We start from the raw sequence: 19,170 nt of genomic DNA on the forward strand, positions 1-19,170 counted from the left end.
CTTCAGATTTCGGGTTGCAGGATTAGATCATGAAACAGCAGGCAGGGATTGGCATTCTCCTGGCGCTTACAACAGCAATTTGCTGGGGTGCATTGCCAATAGCGATGAAACAGGTGCTGACGGTAATGGAACCGCCAACAGTTGTTTTTTATCGCTTCCTGATGGCAAGCCTGGGTTTGGGTAGCATTCTTGCTATACGCGGAAAATTGCCTCCGTTGGCGTTGTTCAGAAAGCCACGTTGGTTGGGCTTACTCGCGATTGCAACGGGTGGCTTGTTCGGTAACTTTTTGCTGTTTAGTTCATCACTACAGTATTTAAGCCCGACGGCATCACAGGTTATTGGCCAGCTTTCCCCAGTGGGAATGATGGTGGCAAGCGTTGTTGTGCTGAAAGAAAAAATGCGCGGTACGCAGGTCATCGGGGCCACAATGCTTCTTTGCGGGTTGGTGATGTTTTTTAATACCAGCCTGATAGAAATTTTTACCCGCCTGACAGATTACACCCTTGGGGTGATTTTCGGTGTTCTGGCGGCGACAGTGTGGGTCACCTATGGTGTGGCGCAGAAGGTATTATTACGCCGCCTGGCCTCGCAACAGATCCTCTTTTTGCTGTACACTTTATGTACTCTTGCGCTTTTCCCATTGGCTCAGTTGGATAAAATCTTCCAACTCAGTAATTGGCAACTGGCGTGTTTAGTTTTCTGTGGCCTGAATACACTGGTTGGGTATGGGGCACTGGCAGAAGCCATGGCACGGTGGCAGGCGGCACAGGTTAGCGCCATTATTACGCTAACTCCTCTGTTTACTTTGCTATTTTCAGATTTATTAGCGTTAGCCTGGCCCGATTTCTTCGCCATGCCGTTACTTAACCTTGTGGGTTATTGCGGCGCGTTTATCGTGGTTGCAGGTGCGATGTATTCAGCCATTGGTCACCGTCTTTGGGGACGCTGGCGCAAAACCGAAGCTGTTCTTCCAGTACAACGTTCGGGCGAATGATTTACGGAGAAGTGAAATGAAGTTTGTTGATGAAGCAACGATCCTGGTCGTAGCAGGTGATGGCGGTAACGGCTGCGTTAGCTTCCGTCGTGAAAAATATATTCCCAGAGGTGGCCCGGACGGTGGTGATGGCGGTGATGGCGGTGATGTGTGGCTTGAGGCTGACGAAAACCTCAACACCCTTATCGACTATCGCTTTGAGAAATCTTTCCGCGCTGAACGTGGTCAAAATGGCCAGAGCCGTGACTGTACCGGTAAACGTGGTAAAGACATTACCGTTAAAGTCCCTGTAGGGACGCGTGTTATCGATCAAGGCACTGGCGAGACTATGGGTGACATGACCCTGCATGGTCAGAAGCTGATGGTTGCTAAAGGCGGCTGGCACGGTTTGGGTAATACCCGTTTCAAGTCATCTGTAAACCGTACACCACGCCAGAAAACCATGGGTACCCCAGGTGAGAAGCGTGATATCCAACTTGAGCTGCTGCTGCTGGCAGACGTGGGTATGCTTGGTTTGCCAAATGCGGGTAAATCTACCTTTATTCGTTCTGTCTCTGCGGCAAAACCAAAAGTAGCGGATTATCCGTTTACTACCCTGATCCCAAGCCTTGGCGTTGTCCGTATGGATAACGAGAAGAGCTTTGTGGTTGCCGATATTCCAGGGCTTATCGAAGGTGCCGCTGATGGCGCAGGCCTCGGCATCCGCTTCCTGAAACACCTTGAGCGTTGCCGCGTGTTATTGCACCTCATCGATATCGCACCAATTGACGAATCAGATCCGGTTGAAAATGGCCGAGTCATCATTGGTGAGTTGGAAAAATACAGCGAGAAACTTGCTGAGAAGCCACGCTGGTTGGTCTTCAACAAATGCGATTTGATGAGCAAAGAAGACGCCGAAGCGCGTGCAAAAGAAATTGCGACCGCAATGGGCTGGGAAGAGAAATACTACCTGATCTCTGCAGTTAACCGCGAAGGCGTTAACGCGCTGTGCTGGGATGTAATGGACTTCATCATTGCTAACCCGAAAATCACTGAGCTTCAGCCTGTTGCTCCTGAGAAAGTCGAGTTTATGTGGGATGATTATCATCAGCAGCAACTCGATGCAGTAGAAGCAGAAGAAGATGATGACTGGGATGACGATTGGGATGAAGATGACGACGAAGGTGTCGAGATCATCTACCAGAAATAAGACGTTATCTTTGAAGGGGCCGGAAATTTTCCGGCCTTTTTTTATTTGGGAGTCACTGGCTTTGCGCAGGGATCCAGCAGCTCGCCTGAAGACCAATCTCTTTAGGGCCACTCTCTAACGCTAATTTCCCGTGATGTAGCTGAACGATACGCTGAACAATATTCAAACCTAAGCCACTGCCGCCATAACGTTGATCCATACGGCGGAAAGGATCGGTAATCGTCTGGCGATGTTCTTCGTCTATACCTGGCCCTTGATCGGACACCGCAAGTGTTGCGCCATTACCCTCAGCAGTTAATGACACCGTAATGTTACTTTTGACCGGGCTATAACGGGATGCGTTTTCCAGCAGGTTACGCAGCATCAGACGCAGTAGTACGGCATCCCCCTGAACGATGTTTTCACTTTCCTTTGGCCAGATGATCGATTGTTCACGCGAGGCGACCATTTCTTCCATTTCCATTTTGAGCGGCGAAATAATGTCGCGTTGCCAGTTCAGCGTATCGTAATGCCCACTCGCCAGAGCTTGCCCTGCACGCGAGAGCATTAGCAACTGCTCTATGGTATGCATCAGCTGATCTATTCGCTCCAACAGCATAGGAGCTTGCTGAACGCCTGAGTTTGCCATCAACTCAAGGTGCAGTCGAATGCCAGCCAATGGCGTACGAAGCTCGTGGGCAGCATCGGCAGTAAATAAGCGTTCTTGCTGAATAGTATGGTCAAGCCTTGCCAGCAATTGATTCAGTGAATTGGTGACGGCAACCATCTCTTCCATGTCTGAATACATTGGCAGAGGGGTAAGATTATCAGCGGAACGATTAGCAAGGCTGGTGCGCAGTCGATTCAATGGACGGGTAATCCAGGTGATCGCCCAGAAAGAGAAGAACAATGTGAAACCAATCATCACCAGAGAAGGAACCAGCAATGAAGCAATAGCTTCGCGGATCTCCTTCTCTACATGCTGATTTCGTGCCTTGGCAGACAGCGTTTCACTGACCAGGAAACTGATTTGCTCACGACTTTCATGCCATAACCAAATGACACTAATTAGCTGGAAAAACAAAAGAATAAGAGCGAGAAGAATCATCAAACGCTGGCGCATGCTGTTCATGTTCGGCTCTCCAGTCGATAGCCAACACCACGCACGGTTTTTATTCTGTCTTTGCCTAGCTTGCGTCGAAGATTGTGGATATGCACTTCTAACGTATTTGAGCCAGGGTCATCCTGCCAACTGTAGATATCTTGTTGTAATGTTTCACGGTGCACCGTCTGCCCGATTCGCATCATCAATCGTGTGAGTAACGCGAACTCTTTTGGCGTGATTTCAACGGCCAGGTCTTGTAGAAGTACTTGCTGAGTCTGCAGGTTGAGTGTCAGATCATCATGCTGAAGAAGGTTATCGCTATGTCCTTGATAACGGCGAATCAATGCCCGCGTACGAGCTTGTAATTCAGCTAGAGCAAAGGGTTTGACCAGATAATCATCGGCACCAGAGTCCAGACCGTTAACTCGATCTTCAAGAGCGTCACGTGCTGTTAATATCAACACTGGTGTACTGATACTACGGCGTCGCCATTGCCTCAAAAGGGTGGCACCATCTTTGTCTGGTAGGCCAAGATCGAGGATGATCATGCCATATTCGCCACTTTCTATCAGTGCATCCGCTTCGGCGGCTGTCGTTGCACAATCGAGAGCATAACCCTCGTTGTTTAATGCCAGCACCAAGCCTTCCCGTAACAGTAAATCGTCTTCAACAATCAGCAGTTTCATAACTCAATTATTCTGGTAGATATCCTTATAGAGACGACTTTCAAAGCGCACTAATGGGATACGACGGTTACGTTGATCGGCAGGCTCAACAGCATAGCCTGACAAATATTGCACAAAGGCCATGCGCTGGCCGCTGGCAGTGGTGATAAATCCTGCAAGGTTATATACACCTTGCAGTGAGCCTGTCTTAGCCGAAACTTTGCCGTCAACACCCGCCTGATGTAGGCCTGCACGATACTGCAGCGAGCCGTCATAACCGGCCAACGGTAACATTGAGATAAAGTTAAGCTCAGTGTCATTCTGGGCGATGTATTGCAACACCTGCATCATGGTGGCGGGTGAAATCAGATTATGTCGAGACAACCCCGAACCATCTACCACGATACTATTACCTAAATCGACACCCGCTTTTTGTCGCAGGATTTGTCGTACTGCGTCAGCACCTGAACGCCAGGTCCCTGGGACGCCAAAACGGTTATGGCCGATGGTTCGAAAAACAGTATCGGCGATCATGTTGTCTGATTTCTTCAGCATTACCTTTAGCAAATCGTGCAGTGGTGCAGATTGCTTGCTGGCAATTACCGTTCCTGGGGTATTGGATTGCGTCTGACGCAATAAGGTCCCGCTGTAGCTTATCCCGGCCTCTTTCAGTTCGGCTTTCAAAATCGCGCCTGCGTAACTGGCTCCATCCTGTATTGCGAAGGCTAGCGGGAGGGGGTCTGCACGTTGTGTCATGCAGCCGGTAAGCGTAAAGCGATTCAGGTCGCCTGGCACCACATCCAGTTCACAATATTGTGCATCTGGTGAGCCTTTGGCGAGAGTTCTAACCTGGCTGAACATAACCACAGGATAGTAGGAAGCGATGCGGATGAAGGCTAAATCATCAGCTTTTGGGGCACTATAGAGCGAAACAGAAAAACAGTTTCGGTCGACAATTGCAGCAGCAGGCGGGGCGCTAAAACACTGAGTCATATCATTCCACGGCCAGCCAGGCGCTTTGTCATGACTGGCGAATATGGATGTGTCGATCAGTACATTACCCTGAATTTGCTGTACGCCTGATTTTTTCAGGACAGCGACCATATTGCGAATATCCTGACGTTTTAGCGTAGGATCGCCACCAAATCGGGCAATAAGGTCACCTTGTAATACACCGTTACTGACTTGTGCATTACTTTCAAGCGTGGTGTTAAACCTGAAATCTGGGCCCAATTGTAATAATGCTGCCAGAGCCGTGATGACTTTTTGGGTACTTGCGGGCAGCGCCATCTGTTGACTGTGATAGTCAATCAATGGGGCCGGCGCACCAATTTTTTGCACCATCAAAGCCAGGTTCGCGCCAGCGGGGAGCTGGGAAGTATAGTCTTCAACGTTGGCGGCCTGGACGGTAAACACCACAGCGCTGGTCAATCCAATGACAAATCTAAAAAATCGCATAATCTCGCGGTAACAACCTGGAAACGTATCGTCATACTACGGTGCATCGCAGTGCAAAGTAAACGATGACCCTTAGTGAACTCCAGGGTAAAATACAGGTCAATTTGGAAACCGTTCCTGACCTGGTGCTTTGCTCCGGGTCAGTTTTATTTTGCTTAGTGCCAGGGGTTTGGCTTATTTAAAGCAAACCAGGCTCTGGATTCAGGAATGCCGTTTGGTAATTCTGAACAGGAAAGTTTTGAAGAGGTATAACAATGCAACCTATTCCGATGACCCTACGTGGCGCAGAAAGATTACGTGAAGAGCTGGATTTCCTGAAGTCTGTGCGTCGCCCACAAATTATTGCCGCGATTGCTGATGCTCGCGAACATGGCGATCTGAAAGAAAACGCTGAGTACCATGCCGCACGTGAGCAACAGGGTTTTTGTGAAGGCCGTATCCAGGATATCGAAGCGAAGCTGTCCAACGCTCAGATTATCGATATCACCAAAATGCCAAACAATGGCCGTGTCATTTTTGGCGCGAGCGTTACGGTTTTGAATCTGGATAACGACGAAGAGCAGACTTATCGCATTGTTGGTGATGATGAAGCTGATTTTAAACAGAATCTTATTTCAGTGAACTCACCGATTGCTCGTGGCCTTGTGGGCAAAGAGCAGGAGGATGTTGTTGTTATCCGCACGCCGGGCGGTGATGTTGAGTTCGAGATACTAAAAGTGGAATATTTATAATATCTGCTACGCTTTTTTATAGCGTGGCGTATTGTAAAGAAAGGAAAAAGGCCGCACCGCGGCCTTTTATCAACTAACAGAGCGTGGCATTTTGCACACTCTCTGCTTATTTTGGCAGAGAAATTTTGCGCTCTTTAGACGCGCGATAGAGCACCAGCGTTTTACCGATAACCTGTACATTACAGGCGCCGGTTTCACGCACGATGGCATCCACGATCAAGGTTTTAGTTTCGCGATCTTCCGTTGCGATTTTCACCTTGATTAACTCATGATGTTCAAGCGCTTGTTCAATCTCGGCCAGTACCCCTTCGGTCAAACCGTTATTGCCAAGCATAACTACTGGCTTGAGCGGATGAGCAAGACCTTTCAGGTGCTGTTTTTGTTTAGTACTCAGATTCATCGTATTTTTTGCTTACGTTGGGATTGAAAACGGTTCATTCTACCGCCATATCTCCCGTATCGCCAATCGGCTGTGCTGATAACTCTTACAGCCTGCTATTCACGATGAACAAAGTTGGAATTTGAGATGACAGGTAAAAAGCGTTCTGCCAGCTCTAGTCGCTGGCTGCAGGAACACTTTAGCGATAAATATGTAATTCAGGCGCAGAAAAAAGGGTTACGTTCCCGTGCCTGGTTTAAACTTGATGAAATACAGCAAAGTGACAAACTTTTTAAGCCAGGAATGACTATTGTTGATCTTGGCGCTGCTCCCGGAGGCTGGTCACAGTATGTGGTGACTCAAATCGGGAATCAGGGGCGAATCATTGCTTGCGATCTTTTACCAATGGATCCTATCGTTGGTGTTGATTTCCTTCAGGGTGACTTTCGTGATGAATTAGTCGTGAAAGCTCTGTTGGATCGTGTTGGTGACAGTAAAGTTCAGGTTGTCATGTCAGATATGGCTCCAAATATGAGCGGGACACCGGCAGTTGATATTCCTCGGTCTATGTATTTAGTAGAGCTGGCACTGGAAATGTGTCGTGATGTTCTTGCACCGGGTGGTAGTTTTTTAGTGAAAGTGTTTCAGGGCGAAGGTTTCGATGAGTATCTGCGGGAAATTCGCTCCCTGTTTACGACAGTTAAAGTTCGTAAACCGGACTCTTCTCGTGCCCGCTCACGTGAAGTGTACATTGTAGCGACTGGGCGAAAAGTATAGTCCCCTGACGCTGTTTGTTAACACAGTTGTAATATGAGGTTAATCCCTTGAGTGACATGGCGAAAAACCTAATACTCTGGCTGGTCATCGCGGTTGTGCTGATGTCTGTGTTCCAGAGCTTTGGGCCCAGCGAGTCAAACGGCCGTAGGGTGGATTACTCCACTTTCCTGTCTGAAGTAAATCAAGACCAGGTTCGCGAAGCGAGTATCAATGGACGTGAAATCAAAGTTACCAAGAAAGATAGTAACCGATACACGACTTACATCCCCGTTAACGATCCTAAGCTGCTTGATAATCTGCTGACCAAAAATGTGAAAGTAGTAGGCGAACCGCCTGAAGAGCCAAGCCTGCTGGCTTCTATTTTCATCTCCTGGTTCCCAATGCTATTGCTGATAGGGGTCTGGATCTTCTTTATGCGTCAAATGCAGGGCGGCGGAGGCAAAGGTGCCATGTCGTTCGGTAAGAGCAAGGCGCGTATGCTCACCGAAGACCAAATTAAGACCACTTTTGCTGACGTTGCTGGTTGTGACGAAGCAAAAGAAGAGGTTGCTGAGCTGGTTGAGTACCTTCGTGAGCCAAGCCGTTTCCAGAAACTGGGCGGTAAAATCCCGAAAGGTGTGCTGATGGTTGGCCCTCCGGGTACCGGTAAAACCTTGCTGGCGAAAGCCATTGCAGGCGAAGCGAAAGTACCATTCTTTACCATTTCCGGTTCTGACTTTGTTGAAATGTTCGTGGGCGTGGGTGCATCTCGTGTTCGTGACATGTTTGAACAAGCTAAGAAAGCGGCACCATGCATCATCTTCATCGATGAAATCGACGCCGTAGGCCGTCAGCGTGGCGCGGGTCTTGGTGGTGGTCACGATGAGCGTGAACAGACACTGAACCAGATGCTGGTTGAAATGGATGGATTCGAAGGTAACGAAGGTATCATCGTTATCGCTGCGACTAACCGTCCAGACGTACTTGACCCAGCGTTGCTGCGTCCAGGCCGTTTTGACCGTCAGGTTGTTGTTGGCCTGCCAGACGTGCGTGGTCGTGAGCAAATCCTGAAGGTGCATAGCCGCCGTGTGCCACTGGCTCCAGATGTCGATCCAGCAATCATTGCACGTGGTACTCCAGGCTTCTCCGGTGCAGATCTTGCAAACCTGGTGAACGAAGCTGCTCTGTTTGCTGCCCGTGGCAACAAGCGTGTGGTTTCCATGGTTGAATTCGAAAAAGCGAAAGACAAAATTATGATGGGTGCGGAACGTCGCTCCATGGTGATGACTGAAGCGCAAAAAGAATCCACCGCATACCACGAAGCGGGTCACGCAATTATTGGTCGCCTGGTTCCAGAGCATGATCCTGTGCATAAAGTAACTATCATTCCGCGCGGTCGTGCGCTGGGTGTGACGTTCTTCCTGCCAGAAGGTGATGCAATCAGTGCCAGCCGTCAGAAACTGGAAAGCCAGATTTCTACGCTGTACGGTGGTCGTCTTGCTGAAGAAATTATTTACGGTGCTGAGCATGTTTCTACCGGTGCGTCTAACGACATCAAAGTAGCAACATCTATCGCTCGTAACATGGTCACCCAATGGGGCTTCTCTGAGAAACTCGGTCCGTTGCTATATGCGGAAGAGGACGGTGAAGTGTTCCTGGGCCGCTCCGTGGCGAAAGCAAAACATATGTCCGATGAAACTGCACGTATCATCGATCAGGAAGTGAAGCTGTTGATTGAGCGTAATTACGCTCGTGCTCGTCAGCTCCTGAATGAAAATATGGATATTCTTCACACCATGAAAGACGCACTGATGAAGTATGAAACCATCGATGCGCCACAGATTGATGATCTGATGAATCGTCGTGATGTGCGTCCGCCAGCGGGCTGGGAAGAATCAAATAACGGCAACAACAATTCTGATAACAATGGTACACCACGAGCACCGCGTCCGGTCGACGAACCGCGTACGCCAAATCCTGGTAATACTATGTCAGAGCAGTTGGGCGATAAATAAGTCGTCTCTGCCGGATGTTACTGCAGTAATCTATAAAACCCTGGGCTTGTCCCGGGGTTTTTGTTTTTGTCTTAACCAAAGTCTATGCAGGGAATTTTGATGAAACTCACCGCTCAGGGCACTACGCTCGATCTTTCTCATCCTCATATCATGGGTATTTTGAACGTCACGCCAGACTCTTTTTCCGATGGTGGAAAGCACAATTCGTTAGTGGAAGCCTTAAAACACGCTAACGCGATGATTAACGCTGGTGCGACGATTATTGATATTGGTGGTGAGTCGACGCGCCCAGGGGCGGCTGACGTGAGTGTAGATGAGGAGCTGTCGCGTGTGATTCCGGTCGTGGAAGCAATTGCACAGCGCTTTGAGATCTGGATTTCAGTCGATACATCCAAACCTGAAGTGATTCGCGAAGCGGCACGGGTTGGGGCGCATATCATCAACGATATTCGCTCGTTGCAGGAACCTGGCGCGCTTGAAGCAGCCGCTGAAAGTGGTTTGCCCGTTTGCCTGATGCACATGCAGGGCGAACCTAAGAATATGCAGCAGGCTCCACGTTACGATGATGTTTTTGCAGATGTGAATCGCTTTTTTATCGACCAAATAGCACGCTGTGAAGCGGCGGGCATCGCAAAAGAAAAATTGTTGCTCGACCCCGGCTTCGGTTTCGGTAAAAATCTGACCCACAATTATCAACTTTTAGCCCGACTTTCCGAATTCCATCACTTTGGCTTACCGCTATTGGTGGGGATGTCGCGTAAATCAATGGTTGGCCAACTGCTTAATGTCGGGCCGGATCAACGCCTGAGTGGCAGTATTGCGTGTGCAGTAATTTCTGCGATGCAAGGGGCTAACATCATTCGAGTTCACGATGTAAAAGAGTCAGTCGAAGCGATGCGCGTGGTGGAAGCCACACTTTCAGCGAAGGAAAAAAAACGCTATGAGTAACCGTAAATATTTTGGCACAGATGGCATCCGCGGTCGTGTAGGCGATTCCCCAATTACCCCTGACTTTGTGCTGAAGCTTGGCTGGGCTGCGGGTAAAGTCTTAGCACGCCACGGCTCGCGTAAAATTATTATCGGCAAAGATACTCGTATCTCTGGATACATGCTGGAATCTGCTCTCGAGGCGGGCCTCGCTGCTGCGGGTTTGTCTGCTTCATTCACCGGCCCGATGCCAACGCCTGCCGTTGCTTATCTGACCCGTGCATTCCGTGCTGAAGCAGGGATCGTTATCTCTGCATCGCATAACCCGTTCTATGATAACGGGATCAAATTCTTCTCAATCGACGGCACAAAACTGCCGGATGAAGTTGAAGAAGCCATTGAAGCGGAAATGGAAAAAGAGATCACCTGTGTTGATTCTGCGGAACTGGGCAAAGCCAGCCGTATTGTTGATGCGGCTGGTCGCTATATCGAATTCTGCAAAGGCACATTCCCAAATGAGTTAAGTCTCAGCAGCCTCAAAATTGTTGTCGATTGCGCCAATGGAGCGACTTATCACATCGCGCCAAATGTGCTGCGTGAGCTGGGTGCTACGGTCATTACCGTGGGTTGTGAACCGAACGGCGTCAACATCAACGAAAAATGTGGTGCCACTGACGTGCGTATGCTGCAAGAGCGCGTGCTGGCTGAGAAAGCTGACATTGGTATTGCACTGGATGGTGATGGCGACCGTGTCATCATGGTCGACAACCTGGGCCATAAAGTTGATGGCGACCAGATCCTTTACATCATTGCTCGCGAAGGGCTTCGTCAGGGCCAGCTGCGCGGCGGTGCCGTCGGTACACTGATGAGCAATATGGGTCTGGAGCTGGCGTTGAAACAGCTGGGTATTCCGTTTGCTCGTGCAAAAGTGGGTGACCGCTATGTGCTGGAAAAACTGCAGGAAAAAGGCTGGAGAATTGGTGCTGAAAACTCAGGCCATGTGATCTTGCTGGACAAAACTACCACTGGTGACGGTATCGTTGCAGGTTTGCAAGTACTTACCGCTATGGTGCGTAACCATATGAGCCTTCATGACTTGTGTAGCGGAATGAAATTATTCCCACAGGTTTTGGTTAACGTACGCTTTACTGCGGGCAGTGGCGATCCGCTTGAGCACGACACCGTGAAAAAAGTGACCGCTGAAGTTGAAGAAGCACTGGGTAGCCGTGGTCGTGTGCTACTGCGTAAATCGGGAACTGAGCCTTTAATCCGTGTGATGGTAGAAGGTGAAGATGAAGCGCTGGTTATTGAGTATGCCAACCGCATCGCTGATGCTGTAAAAGCGGTTTAATTTATTATCGCTATGGTTGTGTAAAAAGGCGGCACTTGCCGCCTTTTTTATAAACAAATCCAAATATATTGCTGTTTTTTTCTCCAGTCAGTGAAATGTGAATAAATTGCCCTTGCGCGTGACCCCGGCTTTGGTTAGTATTCTCACCCGCTTCAGTGGGTAAACTTAAACGTATCCGCTTGACTGGTTTGAAGCTTTGGTATGCGGTAATACCGCAAGGAACAGGTTGATAATATGTACGAAGCTCTTTTAGTTGTTTTCCTTATTGTAGCCCTGGGCCTTGTAGGTCTTATCATGCTGCAACAAGGTAAAGGCGCTGATATGGGAGCCTCCTTCGGAGCAGGCGCTTCCGCTACGCTGTTCGGTTCAAGTGGTTCTGGTAATTTCATGACCCGCATGACCGCTGTGTTAGCAACGCTGTTCTTTATCATCAGCCTGGTACTGGGTAACCTCAATACCAACAAAACCGATAAAGGAAGTGTGTGGGATAATTTAACTCAGCCAACAAAAACTGAGTCACAGCCAGCGGCACCTACCAAGCCGAGCAGCGATATCCCGCAGTAAGTAGTAAGCTTCAATACGGTAAGAAGTGATTACCGTGTTCAAAGTGCCGAGGTGGTGGAATTGGTAGACACGCTACCTTGAGGTGGTAGTGCCCGATTGGGCTTACGGGTTCAAGTCCCGTCCTCGGTACCAAAATATCTGCATTTCTTGCATTTTATGCAATATCGGCGTAATATTTGCCACGTTTTCGGACGCGGGGTGGAGCAGCCTGGTAGCTCGTCGGGCTCATAACCCGAAGGTCGTCAGTTCAAATCTGGCCCCCGCAACCACTTTCCCTGAGAGTTCTTTTTCAAATATACTGTGAACACCAGATGGTGCCTCGCGAAGAATTTAGAAAAAAATTCTCCTGGATATTGTCCGAGCCGCATTCGCGGTGTACAGGGTTCAGTTATATAAAGCCTCGATTTATCGGGGTTTTTTGTTATCTGACTTTAGAATAACTGGGCTATATGCCCTTTTTTTATTTCTTGGGGGTGGGCTTGTCCACATTAGAGCAAAAATTAACAGAGATGATTTCAGCACCGGTCGAGGCGCTGGGCTATGAATTGGTAGGAATCGAATTTGTTCGAGGTCGCCAATCCACGCTGCGCATCTATATTGATAGTGAAGATGGCATCAATGTTGATGATTGTGCTGATGTCAGTCACCAGGTAAGTGCAGTTATGGATGTCGAAGACCCAATCACTGTGGCTTACAACCTGGAAGTTTCCTCACCAGGCCTTGATCGCCCGATGTTTACCGCCGAGCATTACGTCCGTTTTACCGGTGAAGAAGTAAGCATTGTATTGCGAATGGCCGTGCAAAACCGTCGTAAATGGCAGGGTATTATTAAAGCCGTAGAAGGTGAGATGATCACGGTTACGGTGGAAGGCAAAGATGAAGTGTTCGCGCTGAGCAACATCCAGAAAGCGAACCTGGTACCCCACTTTTAATAGTTTGGATTGAGGTGAAAACCCAGGATGAACAAAGAAATTTTGGCTGTTGTAGAAGCAGTTTCCAACGAAAAATCACTGCCGCGTGAGAAGATTTTCGAAGCGCTGGAAAGTGCACTGGCAACAGCGACCAAGAAAAAATACGAACAAGAGATTGATGTGCGCGTTAGCATCGATCGTAAAAGTGGTGACTTTGATACTTTCCGCCGTTGGGTCATTGTAGAAGAAGTTACTCAACCTACGCGTGAAATCACTCTTGATGCAGCTCAATTCGAAGATCCAGAGCTGAATGTTGGCGGATATGTTGAAGATCAGATTGAATCTGTAACCTTTGACCGTATCACTACTCAAACTGCAAAACAGGTTATCGTACAAAAAGTACGTGAAGCTGAACGTGCAATGGTGGTTGATCAGTTCCGCGAGCACGAAGGTGAAATCATCACCGGAGTGGTGAAGAAAGTTAACCGTGACAACATCTCTCTTGATCTCGGTAGCAACGCTGAAGCTGTAATTCTTCGCGAAGATATGCTGCCACGTGAAAACTTCCGCCCAGGTGACCGTATTCGCGGTGTGCTTTATGCTGTGCGTCCGGAAGCTCGTGGTGCTCAACTGTTTGTTAGCCGTTCCAAGCCAGAAATGCTGATCGAATTGTTCCGCATTGAAGTGCCGGAAATTGGCGAAGAAGTTATTGAAATCAAAGCCGCTGCTCGTGATCCTGGTTCTCGTGCGAAAATCGCCGTGAAAACCAACGACAAGCGTATCGACCCAGTAGGTGCTTGTGTTGGCATGCGCGGTGCGCGTGTTCAGGCAGTTTCTACTGAACTGGGCGGTGAGCGTATTGATATCGTGCTATGGGACGATAACCCGGCACAATTCGTTATCAATGCTATGGCTCCGGCTGACGTGGCTTCCATTGTTGTTGACGAAGACAAACATACAATGGATATCGCGGTAGAGGCAGGCAATCTGGCACAAGCAATCGGTCGTAACGGACAAAACGTTCGTCTGGCTGCACAGCTGAGCGGCTGGGAACTCAACGTTATGACTGTTGATGACCTGCAAGCCAAGCATCAGGCTGAAGCACATGCTGCCATTGATACCTTTACCAAATACCTCGAGATCGACGAGGATTTTGCCACTGTATTGGTAGAAGAAGGCTTCTCCACCCTCGAAGAGTTGGCATACGTGCCGATGAAAGAGTTGCTGGAAATTGACGGCCTTGATGAAGATACAGTGGAAGCATTACGTGATCGCGCCAAAAACGCCCTCACCACACTGGCATTGGCGCAGGAAGAAAGCCTGGGCGATAACAAACCTCAAGAGGATCTGCTGAACCTCGAAGGTATGGATCGCAACCTGGCCTTTAAACTCGCTTCACGCGGTGTGAGCTCGCTGGAAGATTTGGCTGAGCAAGGTGTCGACGATCTGTCAGATATTGAAGGTTTAACCAACGAGAAAGCCGGGGAATTGATTATGGCTGCTCGCAATATCTGCTGGTTTGGCGGCGAAGCGTAATAAACTGTAGCAGGAAGGAACAGCATGACAGATGTAACCGTAAAAGCGCTGGCCGCAGAGATTCAGACCTCCGTGGACCGCCTGGTACAGCAATTTGCTGATGCAGGGATCCCTAAGGCTGCTGATGATTCTGTCTCGGCCCAGGAAAAACAGACATTACTGGCGCACCTGAATCGTGAACACGGTTCTGCGCCAGATAAGTTGACATTACAGCGCAAAACGCGCAGTACTTTAAACATTCCAGGTACCGGTGGGAAAAGTAAATCGGTACAAATCGAAGTCCGCAAGAAGCGCACCTTTGTGAAACGTGATCCGCAAGAGACAGAACGTCTTGCCGCGGAAGAACAGGCGCAGCGTGAAGCGGAAGAGCAAGCCCAACGTGAGGCGCAGGAAGCTGCCAATCGTCAGGCGCAAGAAAAAGCTAAACGTGAAGCTGAAGATAAAGCTAAGCGTGAAGCCGCTGATAAAGCGAAACGTGAAGCTGCGGAAAAAGACAAAGTGAGCAATCAACAAGACGATATGACGAAAAGCGCCCAGGCAGATAAAGCCCGTCGCGAAGCTGAAGCTGCAGAGCTTAAGCGCAAAGCTGAAGAAGAAGCCCGTCGCAAATTAGAAGAAGACGCCCGTCGTGTAGCTGAAGAGGCCCGTAAAATGGCTGAAGCTAACGCAGGTGTATGGACGGAAGAAGAGAAAGTGGAAGACGATAAATCTGATTACCATGTAACCACTTCTCAACACGCTCGCCAGGCTGAAGACGAAAACGACCGCGAAGTTGAAGCTGGCCGTACTCGTGCTCGTACTGCGACAACTAAAGCACCACGCCAGAAGAAAGGCGGCAAACACGGCGAGTCTAAAGCTGACCGTGAAGAAGCGCGTGCTGCAGTTCGTGGTGGTAAAGGCAAGCGTAAACCAAGTTCTCTGCAGCAAGGCTTCAACAAGCCTGCGCAGGCAGTTAACCGTGACGTCGTTATCGGCGAAACAGTGACTGTTGCAGAACTGGCTAACAAAATGGCTGTTAAAGGCTCTCAGGTCATCAAAGCGATGATGAAACTGGGTGCTATGGCGACCATTAACCAGGTCATCGACCAGGAAACCGCACAGCTGGTTGCCGAAGAGATGGGCCACAAAGTTATCCTGCGTCGTGAAAACGAGCTGGAAGAAGCGCTGATGAGTGACCGTGACACTGACGCAGTTGCTGAGTCACGTGCTCCAGTTGTTACCATCATGGGTCACGTTGACCACGGTAAAACTTCCCTGCTCGACTACATTCGTTCTACTAAAGTAGCGTCTGGCGAAGCGGGTGGTATTACCCAGCACATCGGTGCATACCACGTAGAAACTGAAAACGGTATGGTTACCTTCCTGGATACCCCGGGCCACGCAGCGTTTACGTCTATGCGTGCTCGTGGTGCTCAGGCAACGGATATCGTCGTTCTGGTTGTTGCTGCAGACGATGGCGTGATGCCACAAACTATCGAAGCTATCCAGCACGCGAAAGCGGCGCAGGTGCCGGTAGTGGTTGCCGTGAACAAAATCGATAAGCCAGAAGCTGATCCAGACCGCGTTAAGCAGGAACTGTCTCAGTACGGCATCATGCCAGAAGAGTGGGGCGGTGAAAGCCAGTTCATCCACGTATCTGCTAAAGCAGGTACTGGTATTGACGAACTTCTGAACGCAATCCTGCTGCAAGCTGAAGTTCTCGAACTGAAAGCAATGCGTGATGGTATGGCGAGCGGTGTAGTTATCGAATCCTTCCTGGATAAAGGTCGTGGCCCGGTAGCAACTGTTCTGGTTCGTGAAGGTTCGCTGAACAAAGGCGACATCGTTCTTTGTGGCTTCGAATATGGCCGTGTTCGTGCAATGCGTGACGAAATGGGGCGTGAAGTTACTGAAGCGGGTCCGTCTATTCCTGTTGAAATCCTTGGTCTGTCTGGTGTTCCGGCAGCGGGTGATGAAGTAACAGTTGTTCGTGACGAGAAAAAAGCTCGTGAAGTTGCTCTGTATCGTCAGGGTAAATTCCGCGAAGTTAAACTGGCTCGCCAGCAGAAATCTAAACTGGAAAACATGTTCGCCAACATGACCGAAGGCGAAGTGTCTGAAGTTAACGTTGTGCTGAAAGCGGACGTTCAGGGTTCTGTTGAAGCGATCAGCGATTCCCTGCTGAAACTGTCTACTGATGAAGTTAAAGTTAAAATCATCGGTTCCGGTGTTGGTGGTATCACTGAGACTGACGCAACGCTTGCTGCAGCTTCTAACGCTATTCTGGTTGGCTTCAACGTTCGTGCTGATGCATCTGCACGCCGCGTTATCGAGTCAGAAAGCCTGGATCTGCGTTACTACTCCGTCATCTACCATTTGATTGACGAAGTTAAAGCAGCAATGAGCGGCATGCTGTCTCCGGAACTGAAACAACAGATCCTCGGCCTGGCCGAAGTTCGCGACGTGTTCAAATCACCGAAATTTGGCGCAATCGCAGGTTGTATGGTTACCGAAGGTGTGGTCAAACGTCACAACCCAATCCGTGTTCTGCGCGACAACGTTGTTATCTATGAAGGCGAGCTGGAATCCCTGCGCCGCTTCAAAGATGACGCTAACGAAGTTCGTAATGGTATGGAATGTGGTATCGGCGTGAAGAACTACAACGATGTGCGTGTTGGTGATGTGATCGAAGTATTCGAAATCATCGAAATCCAACGTACCATCGCCTGATATCAGCCGGGTACATAGCTAATATCTTTAGGGGGCCGAGCGCCCCCTGATTTTATGGAGAATTTATTATGGCGAAAGAATTTGGTCGCCCACAGCGTGTTTCCCAGGAATTGCAGAAAGAGATCGCAATCATCCTGCAGCGCGAAATTAAAGACCCGCGTCTGGGCATGATGACCACCGTTTCTGGTGTCGAAGTGTCACGCGATCTGGCTTATGCCAAAGTGTTTGTAACCTTCCTGAACGATAAAGACGAACAAGCAGTGAAAGAAGGCATCAAGGTTTTACAGGATGCTTCTGGCTACATTCGTTCTTTGCTGGGCAAAGCAATGCGCCTGCGTATCGTACCTGAACTGACTTTCTTCTACGATAACTCGTTGGTTGAAGGTATGCGCATGTCGAATCTGGTATCTAACGTCATCAGAAACGATGATGAGCGCCGTGTAAACGATACGGATGACAGCAAGGAGGATTAATGAGTCGTCCTCGTCGTCGTGGTCGTGATATCCACGGAGTACTGTTGTTAGATAAACCTCAGGGTTTATCTTCGAACGATGCATTGCAGAAAGTGAAGCGTATTTATAACGCTAACCGTGCCGGCCATACTGGAGCGCTTGACCCACTTGCAACTGGCATGCTGCCGATTTGCCTCGGTGAAGCGACAAAGTTCTCGCGTTATCTGCTCGACTCCGATAAGCGTTACCGTGTTATTGCCCGCCTTGGGCAGCGCACTGATACTTCTGATGCTGATGGCACAATCGTTCAGGAGCGTCCGGTAACCTTTACCGAGCAAGAGTTGGTGGCAGCGTTAGAGAGTTTTCGTGGTGAAACGCAGCAAGTTCCATCGATGTACTCCGCACTGAAATATCAAGGCAAGCCACTTTATGAGTATGCGCGCCAGGGTATCGAAGTGCCGCGTGAAGCGCGGTCTATCACGGTTTACGAACTTCTGTTTATTCGCCATGAAGGCAATGAACTTGAGTTGGAAATTCACTGTTCTAAGGGAACATACATCCGAACTATCACTGATGATTTAGGTGAAAAACTCGGTTGTGGTGCTCATGTGACTTTCCTGCGCCGTCTTGCGGTGAGCAAGTATCCTGTTGAACGCATGGTGACACTTGAGCAATTGCATGCATTGCTTGAGCAAGCACAAGCGGAAGAAATTGAGCCATCGGTGCTGTTAGATCCATTATTGATGCCAATGGACAGTCCGGCTTCAGACTTCCCAATCGTGAATTTATTACCTGCTGTTGCGGGTTACTTCAAGAATGGGCAGCCAGTGCAAGTGGCGGGTAGCCCGGCAGAAGGGCTAGTCCGCGTCACCGAAGGTGATGAAGGCAAATTTATCGGCATGGCTGAAATTGATGATGATGGACGCGTAGCGCCTCGTCGTCTGGTTGTTGAGTATCCGCTCTGACACCTGGAGTTGCCTTGCGATAAGAGGTGGCTACAGGTAAAATGGCGCGGCTTAACTTTCATACCTTTGTTTAACATTGTTGTGAAAGTGCACTGGGGTTGCTGAATTAGAGATCGGCACTCTATCTTTTTATCTATAATTTTGGAGTTTAAAATGTCTCTAAGCGTTGAAGCTAAAGCAAAAATCGTTTCCGAGTTCGGTCGTGGTTCTAACGACAGCGGTTCTACCGAAGTTCAGGTTGCACTGCTGACTGCTCAGATCAACCACCTGCAGGGTCACTTCTCTGAGCACAAAAAAGATCACCACAGCCGTCGTGGTCTGCTGCGTATGGTTTCTCAGCGTCGTAAACTGCTCGACTACCTGAAGCGTAAAGATGTAGCACGTTACACCAGCCTGATCGAGCGTCTGGGTCTGCGTCGCTAAGTCTTGCGAGTTTCAGAAAAAGGGGCCTTTTAAGGCCCCTTTTTTCAACCAGATGGCAGC

General features: G+C 49.2%; 18 protein-coding genes and 2 tRNA genes. 16 read left to right on the forward strand and 4 right to left on the reverse strand.

Annotated features, from left to right (window positions below; translation table 11 throughout):
* The first annotated feature begins 29 nt into the window (after nt 1-29).
* The gene (locus LVQ77_RS11250) at nt 30-995 is read left to right on the forward strand and encodes a DMT family transporter (RefSeq protein WP_064514076.1); all 966 of its coding nucleotides are present in this window, start codon (nt 30-32) and stop codon (nt 993-995) included.
* A 16-nt stretch (nt 996-1,011) separates the two neighbouring features.
* The gene (cgtA, locus tag LVQ77_RS11255; protein WP_232864709.1) at nt 1,012-2,184 is read left to right on the forward strand and encodes an Obg family GTPase CgtA; all 1,173 of its coding nucleotides are present in this window, start codon (nt 1,012-1,014) and stop codon (nt 2,182-2,184) included.
* A 52-nt stretch (nt 2,185-2,236) separates the two neighbouring features.
* On the opposite strand, the gene pmrB is transcribed toward cgtA, so the two are convergent.
* Genes pmrB through dacB form a run of 3 tightly spaced genes read right to left on the reverse strand, consistent with a single transcriptional unit; the run spans nt 2,237 to nt 5,391 of the window.
* The gene (pmrB, locus tag LVQ77_RS11260; RefSeq protein WP_232864708.1) at nt 2,237-3,295 is read right to left on the reverse strand and encodes a two-component system sensor histidine kinase PmrB; all 1,059 of its coding nucleotides are present in this window, start codon (nt 3,293-3,295) and stop codon (nt 2,237-2,239) included.
* Nucleotides 3,292-3,954: a two-component system response regulator PmrA gene (pmrA, locus tag LVQ77_RS11265; RefSeq protein ID WP_064514070.1), complete on the reverse strand. Its 663-nt coding sequence runs from the start codon at nt 3,952-3,954 to the stop codon at nt 3,292-3,294. Before pmrA ends, pmrB begins: the two co-directional genes overlap by 4 nt.
* Nucleotides 3,955-3,957: 3 nt before the next feature.
* On the reverse strand, nt 3,958-5,391 hold the full coding sequence (dacB, locus tag LVQ77_RS11270) for a serine-type D-Ala-D-Ala carboxypeptidase (protein WP_232904456.1): 1,434 nt from the start codon (nt 5,389-5,391) through the stop codon (nt 3,958-3,960).
* Nucleotides 5,392-5,645: 254 nt separating this feature from the next.
* Here dacB and greA point away from each other — a divergent pair, with 254 nt between their 5' ends.
* Nucleotides 5,646-6,122 (forward strand): transcription elongation factor GreA, encoded by a 477-nt coding sequence (gene greA / locus LVQ77_RS11275; RefSeq protein ID WP_034459707.1) that lies wholly within the window; start codon nt 5,646-5,648, stop codon nt 6,120-6,122.
* A gap of 106 nt (nt 6,123-6,228) precedes the next feature.
* Here greA and yhbY read toward each other — a convergent pair whose 3' ends face one another.
* Complete coding sequence (gene yhbY / locus LVQ77_RS11280) at nt 6,229-6,522, reverse strand: ribosome assembly RNA-binding protein YhbY (RefSeq protein WP_064514066.1); 294 nt, start codon at nt 6,520-6,522, stop codon at nt 6,229-6,231.
* Nucleotides 6,523-6,648: 126 nt separating this feature from the next.
* Between yhbY and rlmE the strand changes: the two genes are divergently transcribed.
* The 13 genes from rlmE (at nt 6,649) to rpsO (ending at nt 19,110) form a co-directional block, all read left to right on the forward strand.
* Nucleotides 6,649-7,278 (forward strand): 23S rRNA (uridine(2552)-2'-O)-methyltransferase RlmE, encoded by a 630-nt coding sequence (gene rlmE, locus LVQ77_RS11285; protein WP_064514064.1) that lies wholly within the window; start codon nt 6,649-6,651, stop codon nt 7,276-7,278.
* Nucleotides 7,279-7,334: 56 nt separating this feature from the next.
* Complete coding sequence (gene ftsH / locus LVQ77_RS11290; protein ID WP_232864705.1) at nt 7,335-9,272, forward strand: ATP-dependent zinc metalloprotease FtsH; 1,938 nt, start codon at nt 7,335-7,337, stop codon at nt 9,270-9,272.
* Between the two features lie 99 nt (nt 9,273-9,371).
* The gene (gene folP / locus LVQ77_RS11295) at nt 9,372-10,220 is read left to right on the forward strand and encodes a dihydropteroate synthase (protein WP_232904457.1); all 849 of its coding nucleotides are present in this window, start codon (nt 9,372-9,374) and stop codon (nt 10,218-10,220) included.
* On the forward strand, nt 10,213-11,550 hold the full coding sequence (gene glmM / locus LVQ77_RS11300; RefSeq protein WP_232904458.1) for a phosphoglucosamine mutase: 1,338 nt from the start codon (nt 10,213-10,215) through the stop codon (nt 11,548-11,550). The genes folP and glmM overlap by 8 nt, the downstream gene beginning before the upstream one ends.
* A gap of 234 nt (nt 11,551-11,784) precedes the next feature.
* Entirely contained in the window at nt 11,785-12,114 is a 330-nt protein-coding gene (gene secG / locus LVQ77_RS11305; protein ID WP_034459692.1) for a preprotein translocase subunit SecG, read from the forward strand.
* A gap of 45 nt (nt 12,115-12,159) precedes the next feature.
* Nucleotides 12,160-12,246 (forward strand) — tRNA-Leu (locus LVQ77_RS11310).
* A gap of 60 nt (nt 12,247-12,306) precedes the next feature.
* Nucleotides 12,307-12,383, forward strand: a tRNA-Met gene (locus LVQ77_RS11315).
* Between the two features lie 210 nt (nt 12,384-12,593).
* Nucleotides 12,594-13,046, forward strand: a complete 453-nt coding sequence (gene rimP, locus LVQ77_RS11320; RefSeq protein ID WP_151992992.1) for a ribosome maturation factor RimP — start codon at nt 12,594-12,596, stop codon at nt 13,044-13,046.
* 27 nt (nt 13,047-13,073) lie between these two features.
* Complete coding sequence (nusA, locus tag LVQ77_RS11325; RefSeq protein WP_064555429.1) at nt 13,074-14,561, forward strand: transcription termination factor NusA; 1,488 nt, start codon at nt 13,074-13,076, stop codon at nt 14,559-14,561.
* A gap of 24 nt (nt 14,562-14,585) precedes the next feature.
* Nucleotides 14,586-17,270, forward strand: a complete 2,685-nt coding sequence (gene infB / locus LVQ77_RS11330; RefSeq protein WP_134184799.1) for a translation initiation factor IF-2 — start codon at nt 14,586-14,588, stop codon at nt 17,268-17,270.
* 68 nt (nt 17,271-17,338) lie between these two features.
* Nucleotides 17,339-17,743 (forward strand): 30S ribosome-binding factor RbfA, encoded by a 405-nt coding sequence (gene rbfA, locus LVQ77_RS11335; protein ID WP_034459684.1) that lies wholly within the window; start codon nt 17,339-17,341, stop codon nt 17,741-17,743.
* The gene (gene truB / locus LVQ77_RS11340) at nt 17,743-18,687 is read left to right on the forward strand and encodes a tRNA pseudouridine(55) synthase TruB (RefSeq protein ID WP_232904459.1); all 945 of its coding nucleotides are present in this window, start codon (nt 17,743-17,745) and stop codon (nt 18,685-18,687) included. Before rbfA ends, truB begins: the two co-directional genes overlap by 1 nt.
* Before the next feature lie 153 nt (nt 18,688-18,840).
* Nucleotides 18,841-19,110, forward strand: coding sequence for a 30S ribosomal protein S15 (gene rpsO / locus LVQ77_RS11345; RefSeq protein WP_064514052.1), 270 nt, complete (start codon nt 18,841-18,843; stop codon nt 19,108-19,110).
* Nucleotides 19,111-19,170 lie beyond the last annotated feature (60 nt).

Source organism: Buttiauxella cochleicola (assembly GCF_021282435.1).
In the GTDB taxonomy this organism is placed as follows: domain Bacteria; phylum Pseudomonadota; class Gammaproteobacteria; order Enterobacterales; family Enterobacteriaceae; genus Buttiauxella; species Buttiauxella massiliensis.

Bases quoted from the DNA above. Each gene is read 5' to 3' on its own strand.
- dacB (WP_232904456.1), bottom strand. From the start codon at position 5,391: ATGCGATTTTTTAGATTTGTCATTGGATTGACCAGCGCTGTGGTGTTT.
- pmrB (WP_232864708.1), bottom strand. From the start codon at position 3,295: ATGAACAGCATGCGCCAGCGTTTGATGATTCTTCTCGCTCTTATTCTT.
- yhbY (WP_064514066.1), bottom strand. From the start codon at position 6,522: ATGAATCTGAGTACTAAACAAAAACAGCACCTGAAAGGTCTTGCTCAT.
- infB (WP_134184799.1), top strand. From the start codon at position 14,586: ATGACAGATGTAACCGTAAAAGCGCTGGCCGCAGAGATTCAGACCTCC.
- ftsH (WP_232864705.1), top strand. From the start codon at position 7,335: ATGGCGAAAAACCTAATACTCTGGCTGGTCATCGCGGTTGTGCTGATG.
- nusA (WP_064555429.1), top strand. From the start codon at position 13,074: ATGAACAAAGAAATTTTGGCTGTTGTAGAAGCAGTTTCCAACGAAAAA.
- cgtA (WP_232864709.1), top strand. From the start codon at position 1,012: ATGAAGTTTGTTGATGAAGCAACGATCCTGGTCGTAGCAGGTGATGGC.
- rlmE (WP_064514064.1), top strand. From the start codon at position 6,649: ATGACAGGTAAAAAGCGTTCTGCCAGCTCTAGTCGCTGGCTGCAGGAA.
- pmrA (WP_064514070.1), bottom strand. From the start codon at position 3,954: ATGAAACTGCTGATTGTTGAAGACGATTTACTGTTACGGGAAGGCTTG.
- rpsO (WP_064514052.1), top strand. From the start codon at position 18,841: ATGTCTCTAAGCGTTGAAGCTAAAGCAAAAATCGTTTCCGAGTTCGGT.
- glmM (WP_232904458.1), top strand. From the start codon at position 10,213: ATGAGTAACCGTAAATATTTTGGCACAGATGGCATCCGCGGTCGTGTA.
- greA (WP_034459707.1), top strand. From the start codon at position 5,646: ATGCAACCTATTCCGATGACCCTACGTGGCGCAGAAAGATTACGTGAA.
- LVQ77_RS11250 (WP_064514076.1), top strand. From the start codon at position 30: ATGAAACAGCAGGCAGGGATTGGCATTCTCCTGGCGCTTACAACAGCA.
- folP (WP_232904457.1), top strand. From the start codon at position 9,372: ATGAAACTCACCGCTCAGGGCACTACGCTCGATCTTTCTCATCCTCAT.
- secG (WP_034459692.1), top strand. From the start codon at position 11,785: ATGTACGAAGCTCTTTTAGTTGTTTTCCTTATTGTAGCCCTGGGCCTT.
- truB (WP_232904459.1), top strand. From the start codon at position 17,743: ATGAGTCGTCCTCGTCGTCGTGGTCGTGATATCCACGGAGTACTGTTG.
- rbfA (WP_034459684.1), top strand. From the start codon at position 17,339: ATGGCGAAAGAATTTGGTCGCCCACAGCGTGTTTCCCAGGAATTGCAG.